An 18,105-nucleotide genomic window follows, 5' to 3' on the forward strand; every position below is an offset into this window, starting at 1 on the left:
CGCCGTTTACAGCATGGCGTGCGCCTTTTTCAGGCCGGTGTCTTCTTCAGGATCGGCGCCTTGAGGCAAGGGCTCCGCCTCTTGTGCTTCAGGCTGTGGCTCGTCGACCTCGGGCGCCGCTTCCGGCGGCGGCATGGTGTCGTGAATGATCTGCTCATCGAAGGTCGGATTGAGCGCCGGCGACAGCGGCGAGCTGGCGAGGCTGTCTGGCAGCGGGATGTGGGGCACCGGCGCGTCCTGCGCCAGCTGCGGTTCTTCCGCTTTCGCCGTGCGGCTGAGGGCCGCCAGCAGCACGCCGCACAGGGCGAAAAAGGCGTACAGGATATTGCCGCCCAGCGGTTCGATCAGCGCGCCGACCGCCAATGGCCCGATGCTGGCGCCGACGCCGAACGCCATCAGCAGACAGGCGGCCAGCGAGACGCGGCGTTCCGGCTCGATCAGATCGTTGGCCAGCGCCACCGCCAGCGGGTAGAGCGTAAATTGCAACATGCTGACGACGAACCCGACCGCCAGCAGCAGCGGGAAATCGATGTGCGGCAGCAGCGCCAGCGGCAGCGCCGCCACGATCAGCAAAATGGCGTTGAGGCGCATCAGCAACGGGCGATTATAGCGATCCGACAGCCAACTGAGCGGGAACTGCGCGATCAGCCCGGCGAAGATGGCCAGCGCCATGAACAGGCCGGTTTGCTGAGTGGTTAAGGATTGCAGGCTGGCGTAGACCGGCGCCAGGCCGTAAAACGAGCCCACCACCATGCCGATCACCAGCGTGGTGGCCAGCACCTTGGGAATGGCGCCGACAAAGTAACGCAGCTCCATCGGGGCCGGCGACATGTGGCGCGCATTGGTGCGGGTGGTAAGCGCGATCGGCACTAGACAAAGCGCGAAGCACAGCGCGATCACCAGCAGCGTGGTGATGCCCAGGTTGCTCTGCAGCATCAGCACGATCTGGCCCAGCGACATGCCGAGATAGGTCGCCGCCATATAGAAGCCGAACACCATGCCGCGCTGGTTGGATTCCGCCTGGTCGTTCAGCCAGCTTTCCAGCACCATATACTGGCACATCATGCACAACCCGATCACCAGACGCAGCGCGACCCAGGCGGGAATGAACGCCGTCAGGCCGTGGCCCAGCACCGCGGCGGTTATGATGCCGGCGCAGGCCACGTAGGCGCGGATATGCCCGACGCGGGCGATGAGAAAGTGGCCGACCTTGCCGCCGATCACCAGCCCGATGTAGTTGGCGGCGATGATGGCGCCGATCAGCGCGCTGCTGACGTGAATGGAGGTCAGCCGCAGCGAGACGTAGGTAGTGAGCAGGCCTGAGCCCAACAGCAGCAGCAGGGTGGTGGTGTACAACGGCAAAAATACGCCCAACGTTTTTTTCACGCTATCATCCTAATCTCTTCTGGTGCGCCCTGAGGCCGCCGCAGCGTGCCGCCTCCGTGATGTTCCTTGTGCTGGTGCGCCGCCGCTCGATGGGGCGCTTCTTTTGATACTAGCAGCTTGGCCGGGCGCTTAAAACCGCACCTCCTGCGAGGCGCTGCGCATTTCTGCGCGCCAGCCGCCGCGCCGCCTTGATAAATGTTACTATCGGGCGCATATACCTGAATTCGCGAGGGAGGGGTTATGAGTCAAAACCAATTGCGCCGGCTCAGCGTGCTGGCAGGGGAAAAACTGAAGGCGCAGGGCCGCTGGATCACCTGCGCGGAATCCTGCACCGGCGGCGGCATCGCCAAGGCCATTACCGATGTCGCGGGCAGCTCCGCCTATTTCGATCGCGGATTCGTGACCTACAGCAATGCGGCGAAGCATGATCTGCTGGGGGTGAGCGAAGCGACGTTGGCGGCGCATGGCGCGGTCAGCGAAGAGGTGGTGCGCGAGATGGCCATAGGGGCGCTGCGGGCGGCGCAGGCCGATCTGGCGCTGTCGGTGAGCGGCATCGCCGGCCCGGACGGCGGCAGCGCGGAAAAGCCGGTCGGCACCGTGTGGTTCGGCTTCGCCGGCAGCGATGGCCGGGGGCTGTCGCGCAAGATGCAATTCGAGGGCGACCGCGACGCGGTGCGGCTGCAGGCGACGATTTTCGCGCTGCAAACCGCCATCGACGAATTTTTGTAAATTAGGCTTGATACTGTATGACCATACAGTATAATTAGTGACATTTCCTGCACAACATACATTCAGTGGCAGTGTGGGGTAACACCGGCATTGCGAAACGAAGGAGCAAAAATGGCTATTGATGAGAACAAGCAAAAGGCGTTAGCTGCGGCACTGGGCCAGATTGAGAAACAGTTCGGCAAAGGCTCCATCATGCGCCTGGGTGAAGACCGCTCCATGGACGTGGAAACGATCTCCACCGGCTCACTGTCACTCGATATCGCTCTGGGCGCCGGCGGCCTGCCGATGGGCCGCATCGTCGAAATTTACGGCCCGGAATCCTCCGGTAAAACCACTCTGACGCTGCAGGTGATCGCCGCCGCGCAGCGCGAAGGCAAAACCTGTGCGTTCATCGATGCCGAGCACGCGCTGGATCCTATCTATGCGAAAAAGCTGGGCGTCGATATCGACAACCTGCTGTGCTCCCAGCCGGACACCGGCGAGCAGGCGCTGGAAATCTGTGATGCGCTGACCCGCTCCGGCGCGGTTGACGTCATCATCGTCGACTCCGTGGCGGCGCTGACGCCGAAGGCGGAAATCGAAGGTGAAATCGGCGATTCGCACATGGGGTTGGCGGCGCGCATGATGAGCCAGGCCATGCGTAAGCTGGCCGGCAACCTGAAAAACGCCAATACCCTGCTGATCTTCATCAACCAGATCCGTATGAAAATTGGTGTGATGTTCGGCAACCCGGAAACCACGACCGGCGGTAACGCCCTGAAGTTCTACGCTTCGGTGCGTCTGGATATCCGTCGTATCGGCGCCATCAAAGAAGGCGACGAAGTGGTGGGCAGCGAAACCCGCGTGAAAGTGGTGAAGAACAAAATCGCTGCGCCGTTCAAACAGGCTGAGTTCCAAATCATGTACGGCGAAGGCATCAACAGCCGTGGCGAACTGGTCGATCTGGGCGTGAAGCACAAGATGATCGAAAAAGCCGGCGCCTGGTACAGCTATAACGGCGAGAAGATCGGTCAGGGCAAGGCGAATGCCTGTAACTTCCTGAAAGAAAACCCGGCTATCGCCGCCGAGCTGGATAAGAAGCTGCGCGACCTGCTGCTGCACAGCGGCGGTGAGCTGGTGGCTGCCTCCGGTGACGACTTCGAAGATGACGAAGCGGAAACCAGCGAGCAGTTCTAATCGCTGAAGATGTGCGCCGCCGTTTATGTGGCGCATATCCTCTGAATTCAGGCTTGAATGATGAATGACTTGCTAAGCCGCGCCATGCGCCTGCTGTCGCAACGCGATCATAGTGAAGCTGAACTGCGCCGCAAACTTGCGGCGCAGCCGTTTGTGGCGAAAGCCCGGTTTGGCGGCAAGGGGCCGCATGCGCCGACATCGCCGACGGTGGCCGAAGAGCCGGTGGATCCTGCGCTGATCGATCAGGTTATCGTCTACTGTTACCAGCACAACTGGCTGGACGATAAGCGTTTCGCCCACAGCTACATCGGCAGCCGCAGCCGCAAAGGTTATGGCGCGCAGCGCATCCGCAGCGAACTGATGCAAAAGGGCGTGGATAAAGCGCTGGTGCAGGACGCGCTGGCGGAATGCGATATCGACTGGTGCGAACAGGCGAAACAGGTGGCGCAGCGAAAATTTGGCGATGCGTTGCCAACCGACTGGAAAGAGAAAGCCAAAGTGCAGCGTTATCTGCTCTATCGCGGCTTCTTCCAGGAAGAAATTCAGTCAATTTACCGTGATTTTGCGCAATGAGCGCACACGGGGTTTTACTTCCCTCTGAAGAAAATTTATCTTATCCCCACTTTTTGTTCGTGAGCTGGTTGTCATCGTCGGGATGACGCGCCACCGGCTCACGTGTCGTTATTCTAGCCTTTCCAGGAAAATTATGAGCAAGAGCACCGCTGAGATCCGTCAAGCGTTTCTCGATTTCTTTCATAGTAAGGGTCATCAGGTTGTAGCAAGTAGCTCCCTGGTGCCTAACAATGATCCGACATTGCTGTTTACCAATGCCGGCATGAACCAATTTAAGGATGTTTTCCTGGGGCTCGACAAACGCGCCTATTCCCGCGCCACCACCTCGCAGCGCTGCGTGCGCGCAGGCGGCAAGCATAACGACCTGGAAAACGTCGGTTATACCGCTCGTCACCACACCTTCTTTGAAATGCTGGGCAACTTCAGCTTCGGCGATTACTTCAAGCACGATGCTATCAGCTACGCGTGGGAACTGCTGACCGGTGAAAACTGGTTCAACCTGCCGAAAGAGAGACTGTGGGTCACCGTGTATGAAACCGATGACGAAGCATTCGACATCTGGCAGAAGCAAATCGGCGTACCGGCCGAGCGCATTATCCGCATCGGCGACAACAAGGGCGCGCCTTTCGCTTCCGATAACTTCTGGCAGATGGGCGACACCGGTCCATGCGGCCCGTGCACCGAGATTTTCTACGATCACGGCGATCACATCTGGGGCGGCCCTCCAGGCAGCCCGGAAGAAGACGGCGACCGTTACATCGAGATCTGGAACATCGTTTTCATGCAGTTCAACCGTCAGTCCGACGGCACCATGCTGCCGCTGCCGAAACCTTCGGTGGATACCGGCATGGGTCTGGAACGCATCGCGGCGGTGTTGCAGCATGTGAACTCCAACTATGAGATCGACCTGTTCCGCACCCTGATCGCCGCCGTGGCGAAAGTGACCGGCGCGAACGATCTGGACAACAAATCTCTGCGCGTTATTGCCGACCACATCCGTTCCTGCGCTTTCCTGGTGTCTGACGGCGTGATCCCCTCTAACGAAAACCGCGGCTACGTGCTGCGTCGCATCATTCGTCGCGCGATCCGCCATGGCAACATGCTGGGCGCGAAAGATACCTTCTTCTACAAGCTGGTAGCGCCGCTGATCGAAGTGATGGGCCCGGCGGCCGACGAGCTGAAACGCCAGCAATCGCTGGTGGAACAGGTGCTGAAAACCGAAGAGGAGCAGTTTGCCCGCACGCTGGAGCGTGGTCTGGCGCTGCTGGACGAAGAGCTGGCCAAGCTGCAGGGTGATACTCTGGACGGCGAAACCGCTTTCCGTCTGTACGATACCTACGGTTTCCCGGTCGATCTGACCGCTGACGTCTGCCGCGAACGCGGTCTGAAAGTCGACGAAGCGGGCTTTGAAGAAGCGATGGAAGCACAGCGTCGCCGCGCGCGCGAATCCAGCGGCTTCGGCGCCGACTACAACAGCCTGATCCGCGTGGACGGCAGCAGCCAGTTCAGCGGCTACGATCACGACGAGCAGCAGGCGACGGTCATCGCACTGTTCCGCGACGGCCAGCCTGTCGATCAGATCAACGCCGGCGAAGAGGCGGTGGTGGTGCTGGACGAGACGCCGTTCTACGGTGAATCCGGCGGCCAGGTCGGCGATAAAGGCGTGCTGAAAGCCGCCGGCGCCGAGTTTGTGGTCAACGACACCCAGAAATACGGTCAGGCTATCGGCCATCAAGGCAAGCTGGCGCAAGGTTCGCTGAAGCTGAACGATCGCGTGGACGCGCAGATCGACACTGAGCGCCGCAACAGCATCCGTCTGAACCACTCCGCGACCCACCTGCTGCACGCCGCGCTGCGCCAAACGTTGGGCGAGCACGTTGCGCAGAAAGGCTCTCTGGTTAACGACAAATACCTGCGCTTCGACTTCTCGCATTTTGAAGCGATGAAGCCGGAACAAATTCGCGCGGTGGAAGATCTGGTTAACCAGCAGGTGCGTCGTAACCTGCCGGTGCAGACCGAGCTGATGGCGTTGGAAGATGCCAAAGAGAAGGGGGCGATGGCGCTGTTCGGAGAGAAGTACGACGACAACGTGCGCGTGCTGACCATGGGCGACTTCTCCACCGAGCTGTGCGGCGGCACCCACGCCAGCCGCACCGGTGATATCGGCCTGTTCCGCATTCTGAGCGAATCGGGCACCGCGGCGGGCATCCGCCGTATTGAAGCGGTGACCGGCGCTGGCGCTATCGCTACGCTGCATCAGCAAAGCGATTTGTTGCAAGACGTTGCTCAGTTGGTGAAGGGCGACAGCAACAACCTGACCGATAAAGTGCGCTCGGTGCTCGATCGCACGCGCGCGCTGGAAAAAGAACTGCAGCAGCTGAAAGATCAGCAGGCGGCGCAGGAAAGCGCGTCGCTGTCCAGCCAGGCGAAAGTGGTTAACGGCGTGAAGCTGTTGGTCAGCCAGTTGGACAATGTCGAAGCCAAAATGCTGCGCACCATGGTGGATGACCTGAAAAATCAATTGGGTTCGGCCATTATCGTGTTGGCGACGACGGCTGATGACAAAGTCAGCCTGGTCGCGGGCGTGACCAAGGATCTGACTGACCGCGTGAAAGCCGGCGAGTTGATCGGCAACGTGGCGCAGCAGGTCGGCGGCAAGGGCGGTGGTCGCCCTGATATGGCGATGGCGGGGGGGACGGATATCAACGCCCTGCCAGCGGCGTTAAACAGCGTAGAAGCCTGGGTGGCCTCAAAGCTGTGAACATAAATAAATAGCACGGACAAACGCCATAATACTTTGTTGATTATGGCGTTTTTATACTGTGCTAACACAATTTAGTTACAATTGCGGGAACAAAGTTTTTCTGGTCGGCTAAACTTACCATTATCTGAGGTGGGACCAAGTCTGCTTACACTTATTGTGGATTGCGCGGCTTACGTTTTCACCACATATGATGGATAATGACGGGGAAACTGAGAGACCCGACTCTTTTAATCTTTCAAGGAGCAAAGAATGTTAATTCTGACTCGTCGAGTTGGTGAAACCCTCATGATTGGCGATGAGGTTACGGTCACTGTGCTAGGGGTAAAAGGCAACCAGGTGCGTATTGGTGTGAACGCCCCCAAAGAGGTTTCAGTTCACCGTGAAGAAATCTATCAGCGCATTCAGGCAGAGAAGTCTCAGCAGACGACTTACTGATTCCGAAGCAGCGTCTCGTTGCCAGACGAGACGCTACTGCATCGTTTTACCCACTTCTTTCGTTCTCCCTCTTCTTTTTCGTGATTATTTTCCCGGTGAGTTTCCTGCTTTATTGCTGCAGACGTTGCGGTTGCCTGTTGATAAAACGCCCTTTTTGCCGTGAAATCGCCCATGTTGGGTGCGAATTGTGCAAACGCGCATGAGTTGGGAAAAATTGTTTGACTTAAAAGTCGGAGAAAGTAATATGTGCGCCACGCAGTGCCGATGAGCTTCTCCAAAGCAAGTCAGGCACAATTCGAAAGAAGCGTATGGTGAGGTGGCCGAGAGGCTGAAGGCGCTCCCCTGCTAAGGGAGTATGCGGTCAAAAGCTGCATCCGGGGTTCGAATCCCCGCCTCACCGCCATTTGCATCCGTAGCTCAGCTGGATAGAGTACTCGGCTACGAACCGAGCGGTCGGAGGTTCGAATCCTCCCGGATGCACCATATTTTGCAGTATGGTGGGGTAGTAACAACGTACCATACGGTATCAAAAAAGAATTCCTGTGCATCCGTAGCTCAGCTGGATAGAGTACTCGGCTACGAACCGAGCGGTCGGAGGTTCGAATCCTCCCGGATGCACCATTCTTAATCTCACTCGTCGCGAAGAGAAATCTTCAAGCGGGTGGAAGAAAAGAAAGTGTTACCAGGGAGGATAACGTTGCTTAAGCAACGACCCGCAGGGTGAGGCGCTAGCGCCGAATCATCCTCCCGGATGCACCATTCTTCAAGTCTGGCTTTATTAGCAAAGCCGGCACGCGGTAAAAATAGTAATGCATCCGTAGCTCAGCTGGATAGAGTACTCGGCTACGAACCGAGCGGTCGGAGGTTCGAATCCTCCCGGATGCACCATCTAAGAGAAGCCCGCCTTAGCGGGTTTTTGCTTTTCTGTTATTCGTGAAACAGGCAAGCGGCAAAAACAGTCATGCATCCGTAGCTCAGCTGGATAGAGTACTCGGCTACGAACCGAGCGGTCGGAGGTTCGAATCCTCCCGGATGCACCATGTTTAACCTCCCGTATCGCGAAGAGAAATCGTCATGCGGGTGGTAAAAAGAAAGTGTCCTTGGGGAGGATAACGTTGCTTTAGCAACGGCCCGCAGGGTGAGGCGTTGGCGCCGAATCATCCTCCCGGATACACCATCTAAGAGAAACCCGCCCTGGCGGGTTTTTCGCTTTTCAGCATTTAGCCATTCTCTCTTCCCCCCTTTCCTGCTTTGTACCCGATCGATCACAGCACATTCCGCTATGACGCAGTCAGCGACAACCCAACGGCTTTACGCTAAAGTAGTTTTCTTTCCTCAACGATCATGGAGTAACGATGTACGACCGCTATCAGGGTCTTATTTTCGACATGGACGGCACGATTCTGGACACCGAGCCAACGCACCGCAAAGCGTGGAGTGAAGTGCTGTCACGTTATGGCATGACGTTTGATGAAGCGGCTATGGTGGCGCTGAGCGGTTCACCGACCTGGCGCATCGCTCAGGCGATTATCGCCAGCTACCAGGCCGATCTCGATCCCCATCACTTGGCCGCGGAGAAAACCCGCGCGGTGGAGGCGATGCTGTTGGACAGCGTGCGCCCGTTGCCGCTGATCGAGGTGGTAAAATCCTATCACGGTCGCCGTCCGATGGCGGTCGGTACCGGCAGCGAGCACCGCATGGCGGAAATGCTGCTGCGTCATCTCGGCCTGTTCAACTGCTTCGACGCGATCGTCGGTGCGGACGACGTACAGCGCCATAAACCGGAGCCGGACACCTTCCTGCGTTGCGCCGAACTTATCGGCGTGCCGCCGGAAAAGTGCGTGGTGTTTGAAGACGCCGAGTTCGGCATTCAGGCGGCAAAAAGCGCCGGTATGGACGTGGTAGACGTTCGCACGCTGTGAGTAGTACGCTAGCCGTAATATCGTTATTTGGCAGCAGCTTCCTCAGTGCGACGCTGCTGCCGGGAAATTCAGAAATCGTTCTGGTCGCTTTGCTGACCCAGAGTCGCGTCTCGCCGGAATTGCTGGTGCTGGCCGCGACCCTGGGCAACACGCTGGGCGGCTTGACCAATGTCATTATCGGGCGCCTGTTACCGGCGTTGAAACCACAGCGGGGGCTGGCAACGGCGCTCGGGTGGCTGCAACGCTTCGGCCCGGCTGCGCTGTTGCTCAGCTGGGTGCCGGTGGTGGGCGATTTGTTGTGCGTGTTGGCAGGTTGGCTGCGCATGCCCTGGGGCTCTGTCGCGCTGTTTCTGTGTATCGGAAAAGCGCTGCGTTACATCGTTTTGGCTATGATAACGGTACAGGGCATCGCCTGGTGGCAGTAACCAAGTGAATATAACTCAATATTCTCTCGGGTGCGGATTCAGTATGCTTACGAGTTATTGTTTTTAGAAGCGGGAGGTCAATTTGATCCCGGACGTATCACAGGCGCGTTCTTGGTTGGAAGCCCATCCTCAGGCATTAAAAGGCATTCGTCGCGGCATCGAGCGTGAAACGCTGCGAGTCACGCCGAACGGCACCTTGGCGACTACCGGGCATCCGGAAAAGCTGGGGGCGGCATTGACGCACCACTGGATCACCACGGATTTCGCCGAGGCGCTGTTAGAGTTCATTACGCCGGTTGATGACAATATCGATCACCTGCTGACGTTCCTGCGCGATATTCATCGCTACGTAGCGCGCAATATTGGCGATGAGCGCATGTGGCCGCTCAGCATGCCGTGCTTTATCGAAGCCGAGCAGGATATTGAGCTGGCGCAGTTCGGTTCGTCGAACATCGGCCGCATGAAGACGCTGTACCGCGAAGGGCTGAAGAATCGCTATGGCGCGTTGATGCAGACCATTTCCGGCGTGCACTACAACTTCTCGCTGCCGCTGGAGTTTTGGCAGGCCTGGGCTGGCGTGCAGGACGCAGAAAGCGGTAAAGAGCAGATCTCGGCGGGGTATTTCCGCCTGATCCGCAACTATTACCGTTTCGGTTGGGTGATCCCGTATCTGTTCGGCGCATCGCCGGCCATTTGTTCTTCGTTCCTCAAAGGTCGCGAGACCACTCTGCCGTTCGAACGCACCGAGCAGGGGATGTGCTACCTGCCGTACGCCACCTCGCTGCGTCTGAGCGATCTGGGTTACACCAACAAGTCGCAGAGTAATCTGGGCATCACCTTCAACGATCTGCACAGCTATGTGGCCGGTTTGAAGCGGGCGATCGTTACGCCTTCCGAAGAGTTCGCCAAGCTGGGCGTGAAAGAGGGTGACCGCTACCTGCAGTTGAACAGTAACGTGCTGCAAATCGAAAACGAGCTGTATGCGCCGATCCGGCCGAAGCGCGTGACCAAAAGCGGCGAGACGCCGTCAGACGCGCTGCTGCGCGGCGGTATCGAATACATCGAAGTGCGTTCGCTGGATATCAACCCGTTCTCGCCGATCGGCGTGGATGCGGTGCAGGCGCGTTTCCTGGATCTGTTCCTGGTGTGGTGCGCGCTGGCCGATGCGCCGGAGATGAGCAGCGATGAACTGCTGTGCACGCGCAAGAACTGGAACCGGGTGATTCTGGAAGGGCGCAAGCCGGGCCAGACCATCGGCATCGGCTGTGGCGCCAGCCATGAACCGCTGGAAAACGTGGGCAAGGCGCTGTTCGCCGATCTGCGTCGGGTGGCGGAAGTGTTGGACGGCGAAGCCGGCAACCGTCAATACCAGCAGGTGTGCGATGAGCTGGTCGCCGCATTTGACGACCCTGAGCTGACCTTCTCCGCGCGCATTCTGAAGGCGATGAAGGCGGAAGGCACCGGGCGCGTCGGTCTGCAGCTGGCGGAGCAGTATCGCCAGACATTGCTGGAAGAGCCGTTGGAAATCCTGAACGAAGACGAGCTGGATAAAGAGCGGGAAGCCTCTTGGCAGCGTCAACGCGACATAGAAGCCAATGATACGCTAAGCTTTGAAGCGTTCCTGAAGCAAAACGGCGGAAGCTGAAAAAGAAAAAGGCCACATCAATGTGGCCAAATATGCATCTCTGATGACAGGGATGATGATAACAAATGCGCGTCTTTCACATACTCAGACTCGCAGGGTTGGAAAAGGTTTCCCGGTTAGGAAAAAAAGTTTCGAAATAAATGCTCTTTTACGAGGAGGTAGCGAAATGCCATTGCTGGATAGCTTTACCGTCGATCATACCCGTATGGCAGCCCCGGCTGTCCGCGTTGCGAAAACCATGAAAACGCCTCATGGCGATACCATCACGGTATTTGATCTGCGCTTTTGCCGCCCGAACCTGGAAGTGATGCCCGAACGCGGCATTCACACGCTGGAACACCTGTTCGCCGGCTTTATGCGCGACCACCTGAACGGCCAGGGCGTGGAGATTATCGACATCTCCCCAATGGGCTGCCGCACCGGTTTCTACATGAGCCTGATCGGCGTGCCGGAAGAGCAGCGCGTTGCCGATGCCTGGAAAGCGGCGATGGCCGACGTGCTGAAAGTGACCGACCAGCGCAAGATCCCTGAGCTGAACGAGTACCAGTGTGGTACCTACCACATGCACTCGCTGGAAGAAGCGCAGGAAATCGCCAAGCACATTCTGGATAACGGCGTGGTGGTGAACCACAACGACGAACTGGCGCTGCCGAAAGAGAAGCTGCAGGAGCTGCATATCTGACCGTACGTTTCCCGCAGAAACAAAAAAGACGCGATTTCGCGTCTTTTTTACGTTCTGGCCGGCGGTCAGTGATGGCCGACGCTGGACTGCAGCGAGGTGATCGGCGTGACCCGCACCTGTTTGATCATGTTGCCCTGTACGTCGAGAATGTCGATATCGTAATGGCCGATACGCACCCGGGTGCCGATTTCGGGGATCTCTTCCAGTTCTTCCAGCAGCATACCGTTGACGGTACGGGCTTCATTGGCCGGCAAGGTCCAGTTGAAGGCCTTGTTCAGCTCCCGCACGTTGGCGGTGCCGTCGATCAAGACCGAACCGTCGCTCTGCGGCGTGACTTCTTCCGCCAGCGTCGGTGACATCGAGGTGGTGAAATCGCCGACGATCTCTTCGAGAATGTCTTCCACCGTGACCAGGCCCTGAATGTCGCCGTACTCGTCGACCACGATGCCGACCTTCTCTTTATTGCGCTGGAATTTCACCAGCTGCACGTTGAGCGGCGTGCCTTCCGGTACGAAGTAGATCTCATCGGCGGCGCGCAGCAGGTTCTCTTTGTTGAACTCTTTTTTCTCGGTCATCAGGCGATAGGCTTCGCGCACGCGCAGCATGCCGATCGCATCGTCCAGCGAGCTGCGATACAGCACGATGCGGCCGTGTGGCGAGTGGGTCAGCTGGCGCATGATTGACTTCCAGTCGTCGTTGACGTCGATGCCGACGATCTCGGTGCGCGGCACCATGATGTCGTTGACCGTCACCTTTTCCAGGTCCAGCACCGAGATCAGCATGTCCTGATTGCGGCGGGAGATCTGCGACTGGGATTCACGCACGATGGTGCGCAGCTCATCCTTGCTGACGGCGTCGCTGATGCGCACGTTGGTGCGAATGCCGAACAGGCGCAAGGTCAGGCTGGTGATGCCGTTGAGCAGCCAGACCAGCGGGAACATCACCTTTTGCAACGGCGCCAGCAGGACGCTGCTGGGGAAGGCGATGCGTTCCGGATAGAGCGCGGCGAAGGTTTTCGGCAGCACTTCGGCGAACAGCAGCACGGCGAAAGTCAGTATGCCGGTCGCAATCGCCACGCCCAGATCGCCATACAGCCGCATGCCGACGATGGTCGCCAGCGCCGAGGCAAGGATGTTGACCAGGTTGTTGCCGATCAGCACCAGGCCGATCAGCCGATCCGGTTTTTGCAGCAGCTTCTCCACCCGGCGCGCCGAGCGGTTGCCCTGTTTGGACAGGTGACGCAGGCGATAACGGTTGAGCGTCATCATGCCAGTTTCGGAAGCGGAGAAGTAAGCGGAGACCACGATCATGATCACCAGGATAATGATGAGGGTCCCCGTCGACACATGCTCCAATGCAGTATTCCTTATAGAGAGGGAGAATTGGACCGGGCTGGCCTAGCGCACCATCACCTGCTGAATCAGACGGCTGCCGAAGTAGGCGAGCGTCAGCAGAAAGGCGCCGGCGAAGCTGAACCAGACGACGCGGCGGCCGCGCCAGCCTTCATGGTAATGGCCCCACAACAGCACGATATACACGAACCAGGCCATGATCGACAGCACGGCTTTATGCACGTTCTCTTTGCTGAACAGGTTATCCATGTACAGCAGGCCGGTGCACAGGGTGAGCGTCAGCAGCACCACGCCGATCTGGGTGATATGGAACATCTTGCGCTCGATGCTCATCAGCGGCGGCATGTCGGCACTAAAGGTCAGCTTCTTGTTTTTCAACAGGTAGTCGAGCCAGGCGAGCTGTAAGGCGTAGAGTGCGGCGATGATCAGGGTGGCGTAAGAGAACAGCGCCAGGCCGATATGCACCATCAATTCCGGGCTGGCTTCCAGGTGAGTGATGAACTCGCCGGGCATGAAGCTGGCGAAGGCCAGATTGATCATCGCGAAGCTGTAGACGATCGGCAGCAGGAACCAGCCGCGATCGCGTGAAGCGACGAAGGTCATCACCGAACAGATGATCAGGCTGACGATAGAACCAATGTTCAGCAGGCTGAGATTCTGCCCGGCGCTGACGTCAAAGATGCGCTGCTGCAGCGCGATGGCGTGGCAAATCAGCGCCACCACCGCCGAGACGAGGGCGAGCCGACGGTATGCGCTGTTCTTCCGCAACAAGCTGGGAATGATCAGTCCAAGGCTGAGCAGGTAGGCCATCAAAGCCACAATGGAGAAAACTGGCATAGCGTTTAATTTTGCTTCGGCGTGGTTAATTGGAGTGTCAGTATAGCGTTGCGCGCGTTTCACTCCAACCTATCTCCAACGCTGAGGCAGAGATCCTGCGCGCTTCGTGTTATCATCGGCGCAATTGTGTCGCCGGAGCGGCCTGTCATTACACGTTGAGCATGAGACGATGTTTGAAAATTTAACCGATCGATTGTCGCGCACGTTGCGCAATATCAGCGGCCGCGGGCGGCTGACCGAAGAGAATATCAAGGAAACCCTGCGTGAAGTGCGTATGGCATTGCTGGAAGCGGACGTTGCGCTGCCGGTGGTGCGCGACTTCATCAACCGCGTCAAAGAGAGCGCGGTTGGCCATGAAGTCAACAAGAGCCTGACGCCGGGGCAGGAGTTCGTCAAGATCGTCAAAGGCGAGCTGATCGCCGCGATGGGCGAAGTCAACACCGAGCTGAATCTGGCGGCTCAGCCGCCGGCCGTGGTGCTGATGGCGGGCCTGCAGGGCGCCGGTAAAACCACCAGCGTCGGTAAGCTCGGCAAGATCCTGAAAGAAAAACAGAAGAAGAAAGTGTTGGTGGTTTCCGCGGACGTTTATCGCCCGGAGGCGATCAAACAGCTGGAAACGCTGGCGGAAGGCGTCGGCATCGACTTCTTCCCGTCTGACGTCAAAGAAAAACCGATCGACATCGTCAATCGCGCGCTGCAACAGGCCAAGCTGAAGTTCTACGATGTCCTTATTGTCGATACCGCCGGCCGTCTGCACGTTGACGAAGCGATGATGGACGAGATCAAACAGGTGCACGCGGCGATCAAGCCGGTGGAAACCCTGTTCGTGGTCGACGCCATGACCGGCCAGGACGCCGCCAATACCGCCAAGGCGTTTAACGAAGCGCTGCCGCTGACCGGCGTGGTGCTGACCAAGGTCGACGGCGATGCGCGCGGCGGTGCGGCGTTGTCCATCCGCCATATCACCGGCAAGCCGATCAAGTTCCTCGGCGTCGGCGAGAAGACCGAAGCGCTGGAGCCGTTTTACCCGGATCGCGTGGCATCGCGCATCCTGGGCATGGGCGACGTGCTGTCGCTGATCGAAGATATCGAAAGCAAGGTCGACCGCGAGCAGGCGGAGAAGCTGGCCAACAAGCTGAAGAAGGGTGACGGTTTCGATCTGACCGACTTCCTGGAGCAGCTCAAGCAGATGCGCAACATGGGCGGCATGGCCAACATGCTGAGCAAGCTGCCGGGCGCCGGCCAACTGCCGGACAACGTCAAGTCGCAGATGGACGACAAAGTGCTGGTGCGCATGGAGGCGATCATCAACTCGATGACGCTGAAAGAGCGCGCCAAACCGGAAATCATCAAGGGCTCGCGCAAGCGCCGCATCGCGATGGGGGCCGGCATGCAGGTGCAGGACGTCAACCGCTTGCTGAAGCAGTTCGACGAAATGCAGCGTATGATGAAGAAGATGAAGAAAGGCGGTATGGCGAAGATGATGCGCGGCATGAAAGGCATGATGCCGCCGGGCTTCCCAGGCCGCTGACGGGCCCCCGCACGCTGAGTGCGGGCGCTTTCAGCATTCGCCGTTCGCGGTGAAAACCGCCCGAAATTTGACAGGCTGCAAAAGTTGTCCCCTGCGATCGACGCTTTAGATTGCTTTTTGCGCCAAAATGAGTAAAATTTTCGGGCTTTTTATATTGCAACCGGGCCCCGTCCCTCAATGGGGCCCGGCTGTTTTATTAACTAAAGAGGATGTTATGGTAACAATTCGTTTGGCACGTGGCGGCGCTAAAAAGCGTCCGTTCTATCAAGTAGTAGTGACCGACAGCCGCAACGCTCGTGATGGTCGTTTCATCGAGCGCGTAGGCTTCTTCAACCCGATCGCTTCCGGTCAGGCTGAAGCACTGCGTCTGGACCTGGACCGCATCGAGCACTGGGTTGGTCTGGGTGCAACCGTTTCTGATCGCGTTCACGCGCTGATCAAAGACGCTAAGAAAGCAGCTTAATCTGTCGCGGTGGTGGCAATGAGCAAGCAACTCAAACCGGTAGCGCCTAAGCAGCCGATTGTACTCGGTAAAATGGGGTCCGCTTACGGCATTCGTGGTTGGCTCAGAGTGTTTTCATCCACCGAGAACGCCGAAAGCATTTTTGACTATCAGCCGTGGTTTATCCAGCAGGCGGGTCAGTGGCAGCATATCGAGTTGGAAGACTGGAAGCGCCACAGTCAGGATCTGATCATCAAGGTCAAAGGCATTGACGATCGGGACGCGGCGAATCTGCTGACTAATCGCGAGATTATGGTGGATTCTGAGCAACTTCCTCCGCTGGAGGGTGACGATTACTACTGGAAAGACCTGATGGGCTGCCAGGTAGTCACCACCGCCGGCTACGAGCTGGGTAAAGTCATCGATATGATGGAAACCGGCTCGAACGATGTGATGGTTGTGAAAGCGAACCTGAAAGATGCGTTCGGCATGAAGGAGCGGTTGATTCCGTTTCTTCATGGGCAGGTTATCAAGAAAGTCGATCTCACTGCCCGCGTGATTGAGGCAGATTGGGATCCTGGTTTTTGACCCCCGGATCAAACGGTCGAAGCAAGTGGAATAACGGTAAGGGGATTGGCTTGTGTTCATCGGTATTGTAAGCCTGTTTCCTGAGATGTTCCGCGCTATCACCGATTACGGGGTGACTGGCCGGGCAGTAAAAAATGGCCTGCTGAGCGTGCAGTGTTGGAGTCCGCGCGACTTCACCTACGACCGGCATCGTACCGTGGACGATCGCCCTTACGGCGGCGGCCCGGGAATGCTGATGATGGTGCAACCTTTACGGGAAGCCATTCATGCGGCGAAAGCAGCGGCAGGCGAGGGAGCAAAGGTGATTTATCTGTCACCTCAGGGGCGCAAGCTGGATCAAACCGGCGTGTGCGAACTGGCGGCCAATCAGAAGATGATTCTGGTGTGCGGCCGTTACGAAGGGATAGACGAGCGCGTAATCCAAACCGAAATTGACGAAGAATGGTCAATCGGCGATTACGTTCTCAGCGGCGGGGAACTGCCGGCGATGACCCTGATTGATTCAGTCGCCCGTTTCATACCGGGTGTGCTGGGCCATCAGGCCTCAGCGGAGGAAGACTCCTTCGCCGACGGATTGCTGGACTGCCCGCACTATACCCGCCCCGAGGTGTTGGAAGGAATGGAAGTACCGCCGGTTCTGCTGTCGGGCAACCATGCCGAGATACGTCGCTGGCGCTTAAAGCAGTCGCTGGGCCGAACCTGGCTTAGAAGACCTGAACTTCTAGAAAGCCTAGCTCTGACTGACGAGCAAGCGGTGTTGCTGGCTGAGTTCCAGCGGGAACATCAGACCAGGCAACAGGACTATGAAGGAAGCGTCTGACATCAGACGGGACCGATATATCAGTTTACCTAGGGTAAGAGACATATTATGAGCAACATTATTAAGCAACTTGAACAAGAGCAGATGAAACAAGACGTACCTGCATTCCGTCCGGGTGATTCCGTGGAAGTGAAGGTATGGGTCGTTGAAGGTAGCAAAAAACGTCTGCAGGCATTCGAGGGCGTGGTTATCGCTATCCGTAACCGCGGTCTGCACTCTGCATTCACTGTTCGTAAGATTTCCAACGGCGAAGGTGTTGAGCGCGTATTCCAGACTCACTCCCCAGTAATCGACAGCATTACTGTTAAACGTCGTGGTGCCGTTCGTAAAGCTAAACTGTACTACCTGCGTGAACGTACTGGTAAGGCTGCTCGTATCAAAGAGCGTCTGAACCGCGTTAACTAACGCTGCATCCAAAAGTTAATAGTTATCAGGGGTTGGCATTGTGCCAACCCCTTTTTTTTATCTGAAAAATCTATCACGTTGCATTTGAGAGGCTTAGCTGCCTGGCCGTGACATTAAAAAGCCTCCGTCAGCGGGCTTTTGGCATTACAGCGCGGCGGCGCTTTGTTTATGTTGATTTTCCGGCGGGTGCGGCTGCGCCGGGACAATGTCATCGCCAGGTTTGACTATCACCCGTGCAACGGACTCGTGCGTGGCGAACGTGCAACTGCAATTGATGTTGCGGCATTGATGGTAACGCTCTTTGGTCGACTCGCTCAAATAGCGGCTGGAGCGAGTGTGGGCCACGTGACCGCATAGTGGACAGTGCATCATAAGAACCCCCTTGAACAAATT

At 57.6% G+C, this 18,105-nt stretch carries 19 protein-coding genes and 5 tRNA genes; 19 read left to right on the forward strand and 5 right to left on the reverse strand.

Going from position 1 to position 18,105, the window contains the following annotated elements:
- Positions 1-6: 6 nt before the first annotated feature.
- Complete coding sequence (locus IT763_RS03710) at positions 7-1,386, reverse strand: MFS transporter (protein ID WP_033641286.1); 1,380 nt, start codon at positions 1,384-1,386, stop codon at positions 7-9.
- Positions 1,387-1,626: 240 nt separating this feature from the next.
- Between IT763_RS03710 and pncC the strand changes: the two genes are divergently transcribed.
- From pncC to recX, 3 genes are all read left to right on the forward strand, one after another.
- Positions 1,627-2,115, forward strand: a complete 489-nt coding sequence (pncC, locus tag IT763_RS03715; RefSeq protein ID WP_042783712.1) for a nicotinamide-nucleotide amidase — start codon at positions 1,627-1,629, stop codon at positions 2,113-2,115.
- A gap of 111 nt (positions 2,116-2,226) precedes the next feature.
- A complete protein-coding gene (recA, locus tag IT763_RS03720; RefSeq protein ID WP_004932541.1) occupies positions 2,227-3,291 on the forward strand; it encodes a recombinase RecA in 1,065 nt (354 codons plus the stop codon).
- A gap of 60 nt (positions 3,292-3,351) precedes the next feature.
- Complete coding sequence (recX, locus tag IT763_RS03725; RefSeq protein ID WP_028127836.1) at positions 3,352-3,864, forward strand: recombination regulator RecX; 513 nt, start codon at positions 3,352-3,354, stop codon at positions 3,862-3,864.
- A 40-nt stretch (positions 3,865-3,904) separates the two neighbouring features.
- On the opposite strand, the gene IT763_RS03730 is transcribed toward recX, so the two are convergent.
- The gene (locus tag IT763_RS03730; RefSeq protein WP_162180460.1) at positions 3,905-4,048 is read right to left on the reverse strand and encodes a hypothetical protein; all 144 of its coding nucleotides are present in this window, start codon (positions 4,046-4,048) and stop codon (positions 3,905-3,907) included.
- Between IT763_RS03730 and alaS the strand changes: the two genes are divergently transcribed.
- The 11 genes from alaS to luxS all read left to right on the forward strand — a co-directional run bounded on the left by alaS (position 3,998) and on the right by luxS (position 11,737).
- Positions 3,998-6,625, forward strand: coding sequence for an alanine--tRNA ligase (gene alaS / locus IT763_RS03735; RefSeq protein WP_049300198.1), 2,628 nt, complete (start codon positions 3,998-4,000; stop codon positions 6,623-6,625). The two genes, IT763_RS03730 and alaS, sit on opposite strands and share 51 nt — an antisense overlap.
- Before the next feature lie 252 nt (positions 6,626-6,877).
- A complete protein-coding gene (gene csrA, locus IT763_RS03740; protein ID WP_004091602.1) occupies positions 6,878-7,063 on the forward strand; it encodes a carbon storage regulator CsrA in 186 nt (61 codons plus the stop codon).
- A gap of 310 nt (positions 7,064-7,373) precedes the next feature.
- Positions 7,374-7,466: transfer RNA gene (locus tag IT763_RS03745), tRNA-Ser, on the forward strand.
- Between the two features lie 3 nt (positions 7,467-7,469).
- Positions 7,470-7,546, forward strand: a tRNA-Arg gene (locus tag IT763_RS03750).
- Between the two features lie 61 nt (positions 7,547-7,607).
- Positions 7,608-7,684, forward strand: a tRNA-Arg gene (locus tag IT763_RS03755).
- Between the two features lie 190 nt (positions 7,685-7,874).
- A tRNA-Arg gene (locus IT763_RS03760) sits at positions 7,875-7,951 on the forward strand.
- Between the two features lie 75 nt (positions 7,952-8,026).
- Positions 8,027-8,103: transfer RNA gene (locus IT763_RS03765), tRNA-Arg, on the forward strand.
- A gap of 315 nt (positions 8,104-8,418) precedes the next feature.
- Complete coding sequence (gene yqaB, locus IT763_RS03770; RefSeq protein ID WP_206195190.1) at positions 8,419-8,985, forward strand: fructose-1-phosphate/6-phosphogluconate phosphatase; 567 nt, start codon at positions 8,419-8,421, stop codon at positions 8,983-8,985.
- Positions 8,982-9,410, forward strand: coding sequence for a YqaA family protein (locus tag IT763_RS03775; protein ID WP_004932520.1), 429 nt, complete (start codon positions 8,982-8,984; stop codon positions 9,408-9,410). Before yqaB ends, IT763_RS03775 begins: the two co-directional genes overlap by 4 nt.
- An 82-nt stretch (positions 9,411-9,492) precedes the next feature.
- The gene (gene gshA, locus IT763_RS03780; protein WP_206195191.1) at positions 9,493-11,055 is read left to right on the forward strand and encodes a glutamate--cysteine ligase; all 1,563 of its coding nucleotides are present in this window, start codon (positions 9,493-9,495) and stop codon (positions 11,053-11,055) included.
- A 166-nt stretch (positions 11,056-11,221) separates the two neighbouring features.
- The gene (gene luxS / locus IT763_RS03785) at positions 11,222-11,737 is read left to right on the forward strand and encodes an S-ribosylhomocysteine lyase (protein ID WP_004932513.1); all 516 of its coding nucleotides are present in this window, start codon (positions 11,222-11,224) and stop codon (positions 11,735-11,737) included.
- A gap of 65 nt (positions 11,738-11,802) precedes the next feature.
- Here luxS and IT763_RS03790 read toward each other — a convergent pair whose 3' ends face one another.
- Both IT763_RS03790 and IT763_RS03795 read right to left on the reverse strand, forming a co-directional pair.
- Positions 11,803-13,092 carry an HlyC/CorC family transporter gene (locus tag IT763_RS03790; RefSeq protein ID WP_016929024.1) on the reverse strand — a complete coding sequence of 430 codons (1,290 nt, stop codon included), beginning with the start codon at positions 13,090-13,092 and terminating at the stop codon, positions 11,803-11,805.
- A gap of 42 nt (positions 13,093-13,134) precedes the next feature.
- Positions 13,135-13,926, reverse strand: coding sequence for an inner membrane protein YpjD (locus tag IT763_RS03795; RefSeq protein ID WP_004932506.1), 792 nt, complete (start codon positions 13,924-13,926; stop codon positions 13,135-13,137).
- A 169-nt stretch (positions 13,927-14,095) separates the two neighbouring features.
- On the opposite strand from IT763_RS03795, the gene ffh reads away from it, so the two are divergent.
- The 5 genes from ffh to rplS all read left to right on the forward strand — a co-directional run bounded on the left by ffh (position 14,096) and on the right by rplS (position 17,712).
- Positions 14,096-15,457: a signal recognition particle protein gene (ffh, locus tag IT763_RS03800; protein ID WP_206195192.1), complete on the forward strand. Its 1,362-nt coding sequence runs from the start codon at positions 14,096-14,098 to the stop codon at positions 15,455-15,457.
- Between the two features lie 214 nt (positions 15,458-15,671).
- A complete protein-coding gene (gene rpsP / locus IT763_RS03805; RefSeq protein ID WP_004932501.1) occupies positions 15,672-15,920 on the forward strand; it encodes a 30S ribosomal protein S16 in 249 nt (82 codons plus the stop codon).
- A gap of 18 nt (positions 15,921-15,938) precedes the next feature.
- Positions 15,939-16,487, forward strand: coding sequence for a ribosome maturation factor RimM (gene rimM / locus IT763_RS03810; RefSeq protein WP_019455135.1), 549 nt, complete (start codon positions 15,939-15,941; stop codon positions 16,485-16,487).
- Between the two features lie 52 nt (positions 16,488-16,539).
- Positions 16,540-17,307 (forward strand): tRNA (guanosine(37)-N1)-methyltransferase TrmD, encoded by a 768-nt coding sequence (gene trmD / locus IT763_RS03815; protein ID WP_016929022.1) that lies wholly within the window; start codon positions 16,540-16,542, stop codon positions 17,305-17,307.
- Between the two features lie 48 nt (positions 17,308-17,355).
- The gene (gene rplS / locus IT763_RS03820) at positions 17,356-17,712 is read left to right on the forward strand and encodes a 50S ribosomal protein L19 (protein ID WP_015376707.1); all 357 of its coding nucleotides are present in this window, start codon (positions 17,356-17,358) and stop codon (positions 17,710-17,712) included.
- A gap of 144 nt (positions 17,713-17,856) precedes the next feature.
- Here rplS and IT763_RS03825 read toward each other — a convergent pair whose 3' ends face one another.
- Positions 17,857-18,084, reverse strand: a complete 228-nt coding sequence (locus IT763_RS03825) for an ogr/Delta-like zinc finger family protein (RefSeq protein WP_016929021.1) — start codon at positions 18,082-18,084, stop codon at positions 17,857-17,859.
- Between the last annotated feature and the right edge of the window lie 21 nt (positions 18,085-18,105).

It is taken from the genome of Serratia sp. CMO1 (assembly GCF_015689115.1).
Lineage (GTDB): Bacteria > Pseudomonadota > Gammaproteobacteria > Enterobacterales > Enterobacteriaceae > Serratia > Serratia marcescens.

What these genes read in the sequence shown, in the direction of transcription:
- alaS (WP_049300198.1), top strand. Translation starts at nt 3,998, where the DNA reads ATGAGCAAGAGCACCGCTGAGATCCGTCAAGCGTTTCTCGATTTCTTT.
- recX (WP_028127836.1), top strand. Translation starts at nt 3,352, where the DNA reads ATGAATGACTTGCTAAGCCGCGCCATGCGCCTGCTGTCGCAACGCGAT.
- rpsP (WP_004932501.1), top strand. Translation starts at nt 15,672, where the DNA reads ATGGTAACAATTCGTTTGGCACGTGGCGGCGCTAAAAAGCGTCCGTTC.
- rimM (WP_019455135.1), top strand. Translation starts at nt 15,939, where the DNA reads ATGAGCAAGCAACTCAAACCGGTAGCGCCTAAGCAGCCGATTGTACTC.
- recA (WP_004932541.1), top strand. Translation starts at nt 2,227, where the DNA reads ATGGCTATTGATGAGAACAAGCAAAAGGCGTTAGCTGCGGCACTGGGC.
- IT763_RS03730 (WP_162180460.1), bottom strand. Translation starts at nt 4,048, where the DNA reads ATGAAAGAAATCGAGAAACGCTTGACGGATCTCAGCGGTGCTCTTGCT.
- IT763_RS03795 (WP_004932506.1), bottom strand. Translation starts at nt 13,926, where the DNA reads ATGCCAGTTTTCTCCATTGTGGCTTTGATGGCCTACCTGCTCAGCCTT.
- pncC (WP_042783712.1), top strand. Translation starts at nt 1,627, where the DNA reads ATGAGTCAAAACCAATTGCGCCGGCTCAGCGTGCTGGCAGGGGAAAAA.
- IT763_RS03825 (WP_016929021.1), bottom strand. Translation starts at nt 18,084, where the DNA reads ATGATGCACTGTCCACTATGCGGTCACGTGGCCCACACTCGCTCCAGC.
- ffh (WP_206195192.1), top strand. Translation starts at nt 14,096, where the DNA reads ATGTTTGAAAATTTAACCGATCGATTGTCGCGCACGTTGCGCAATATC.
- yqaB (WP_206195190.1), top strand. Translation starts at nt 8,419, where the DNA reads ATGTACGACCGCTATCAGGGTCTTATTTTCGACATGGACGGCACGATT.
- csrA (WP_004091602.1), top strand. Translation starts at nt 6,878, where the DNA reads ATGTTAATTCTGACTCGTCGAGTTGGTGAAACCCTCATGATTGGCGAT.
- rplS (WP_015376707.1), top strand. Translation starts at nt 17,356, where the DNA reads ATGAGCAACATTATTAAGCAACTTGAACAAGAGCAGATGAAACAAGAC.
- luxS (WP_004932513.1), top strand. Translation starts at nt 11,222, where the DNA reads ATGCCATTGCTGGATAGCTTTACCGTCGATCATACCCGTATGGCAGCC.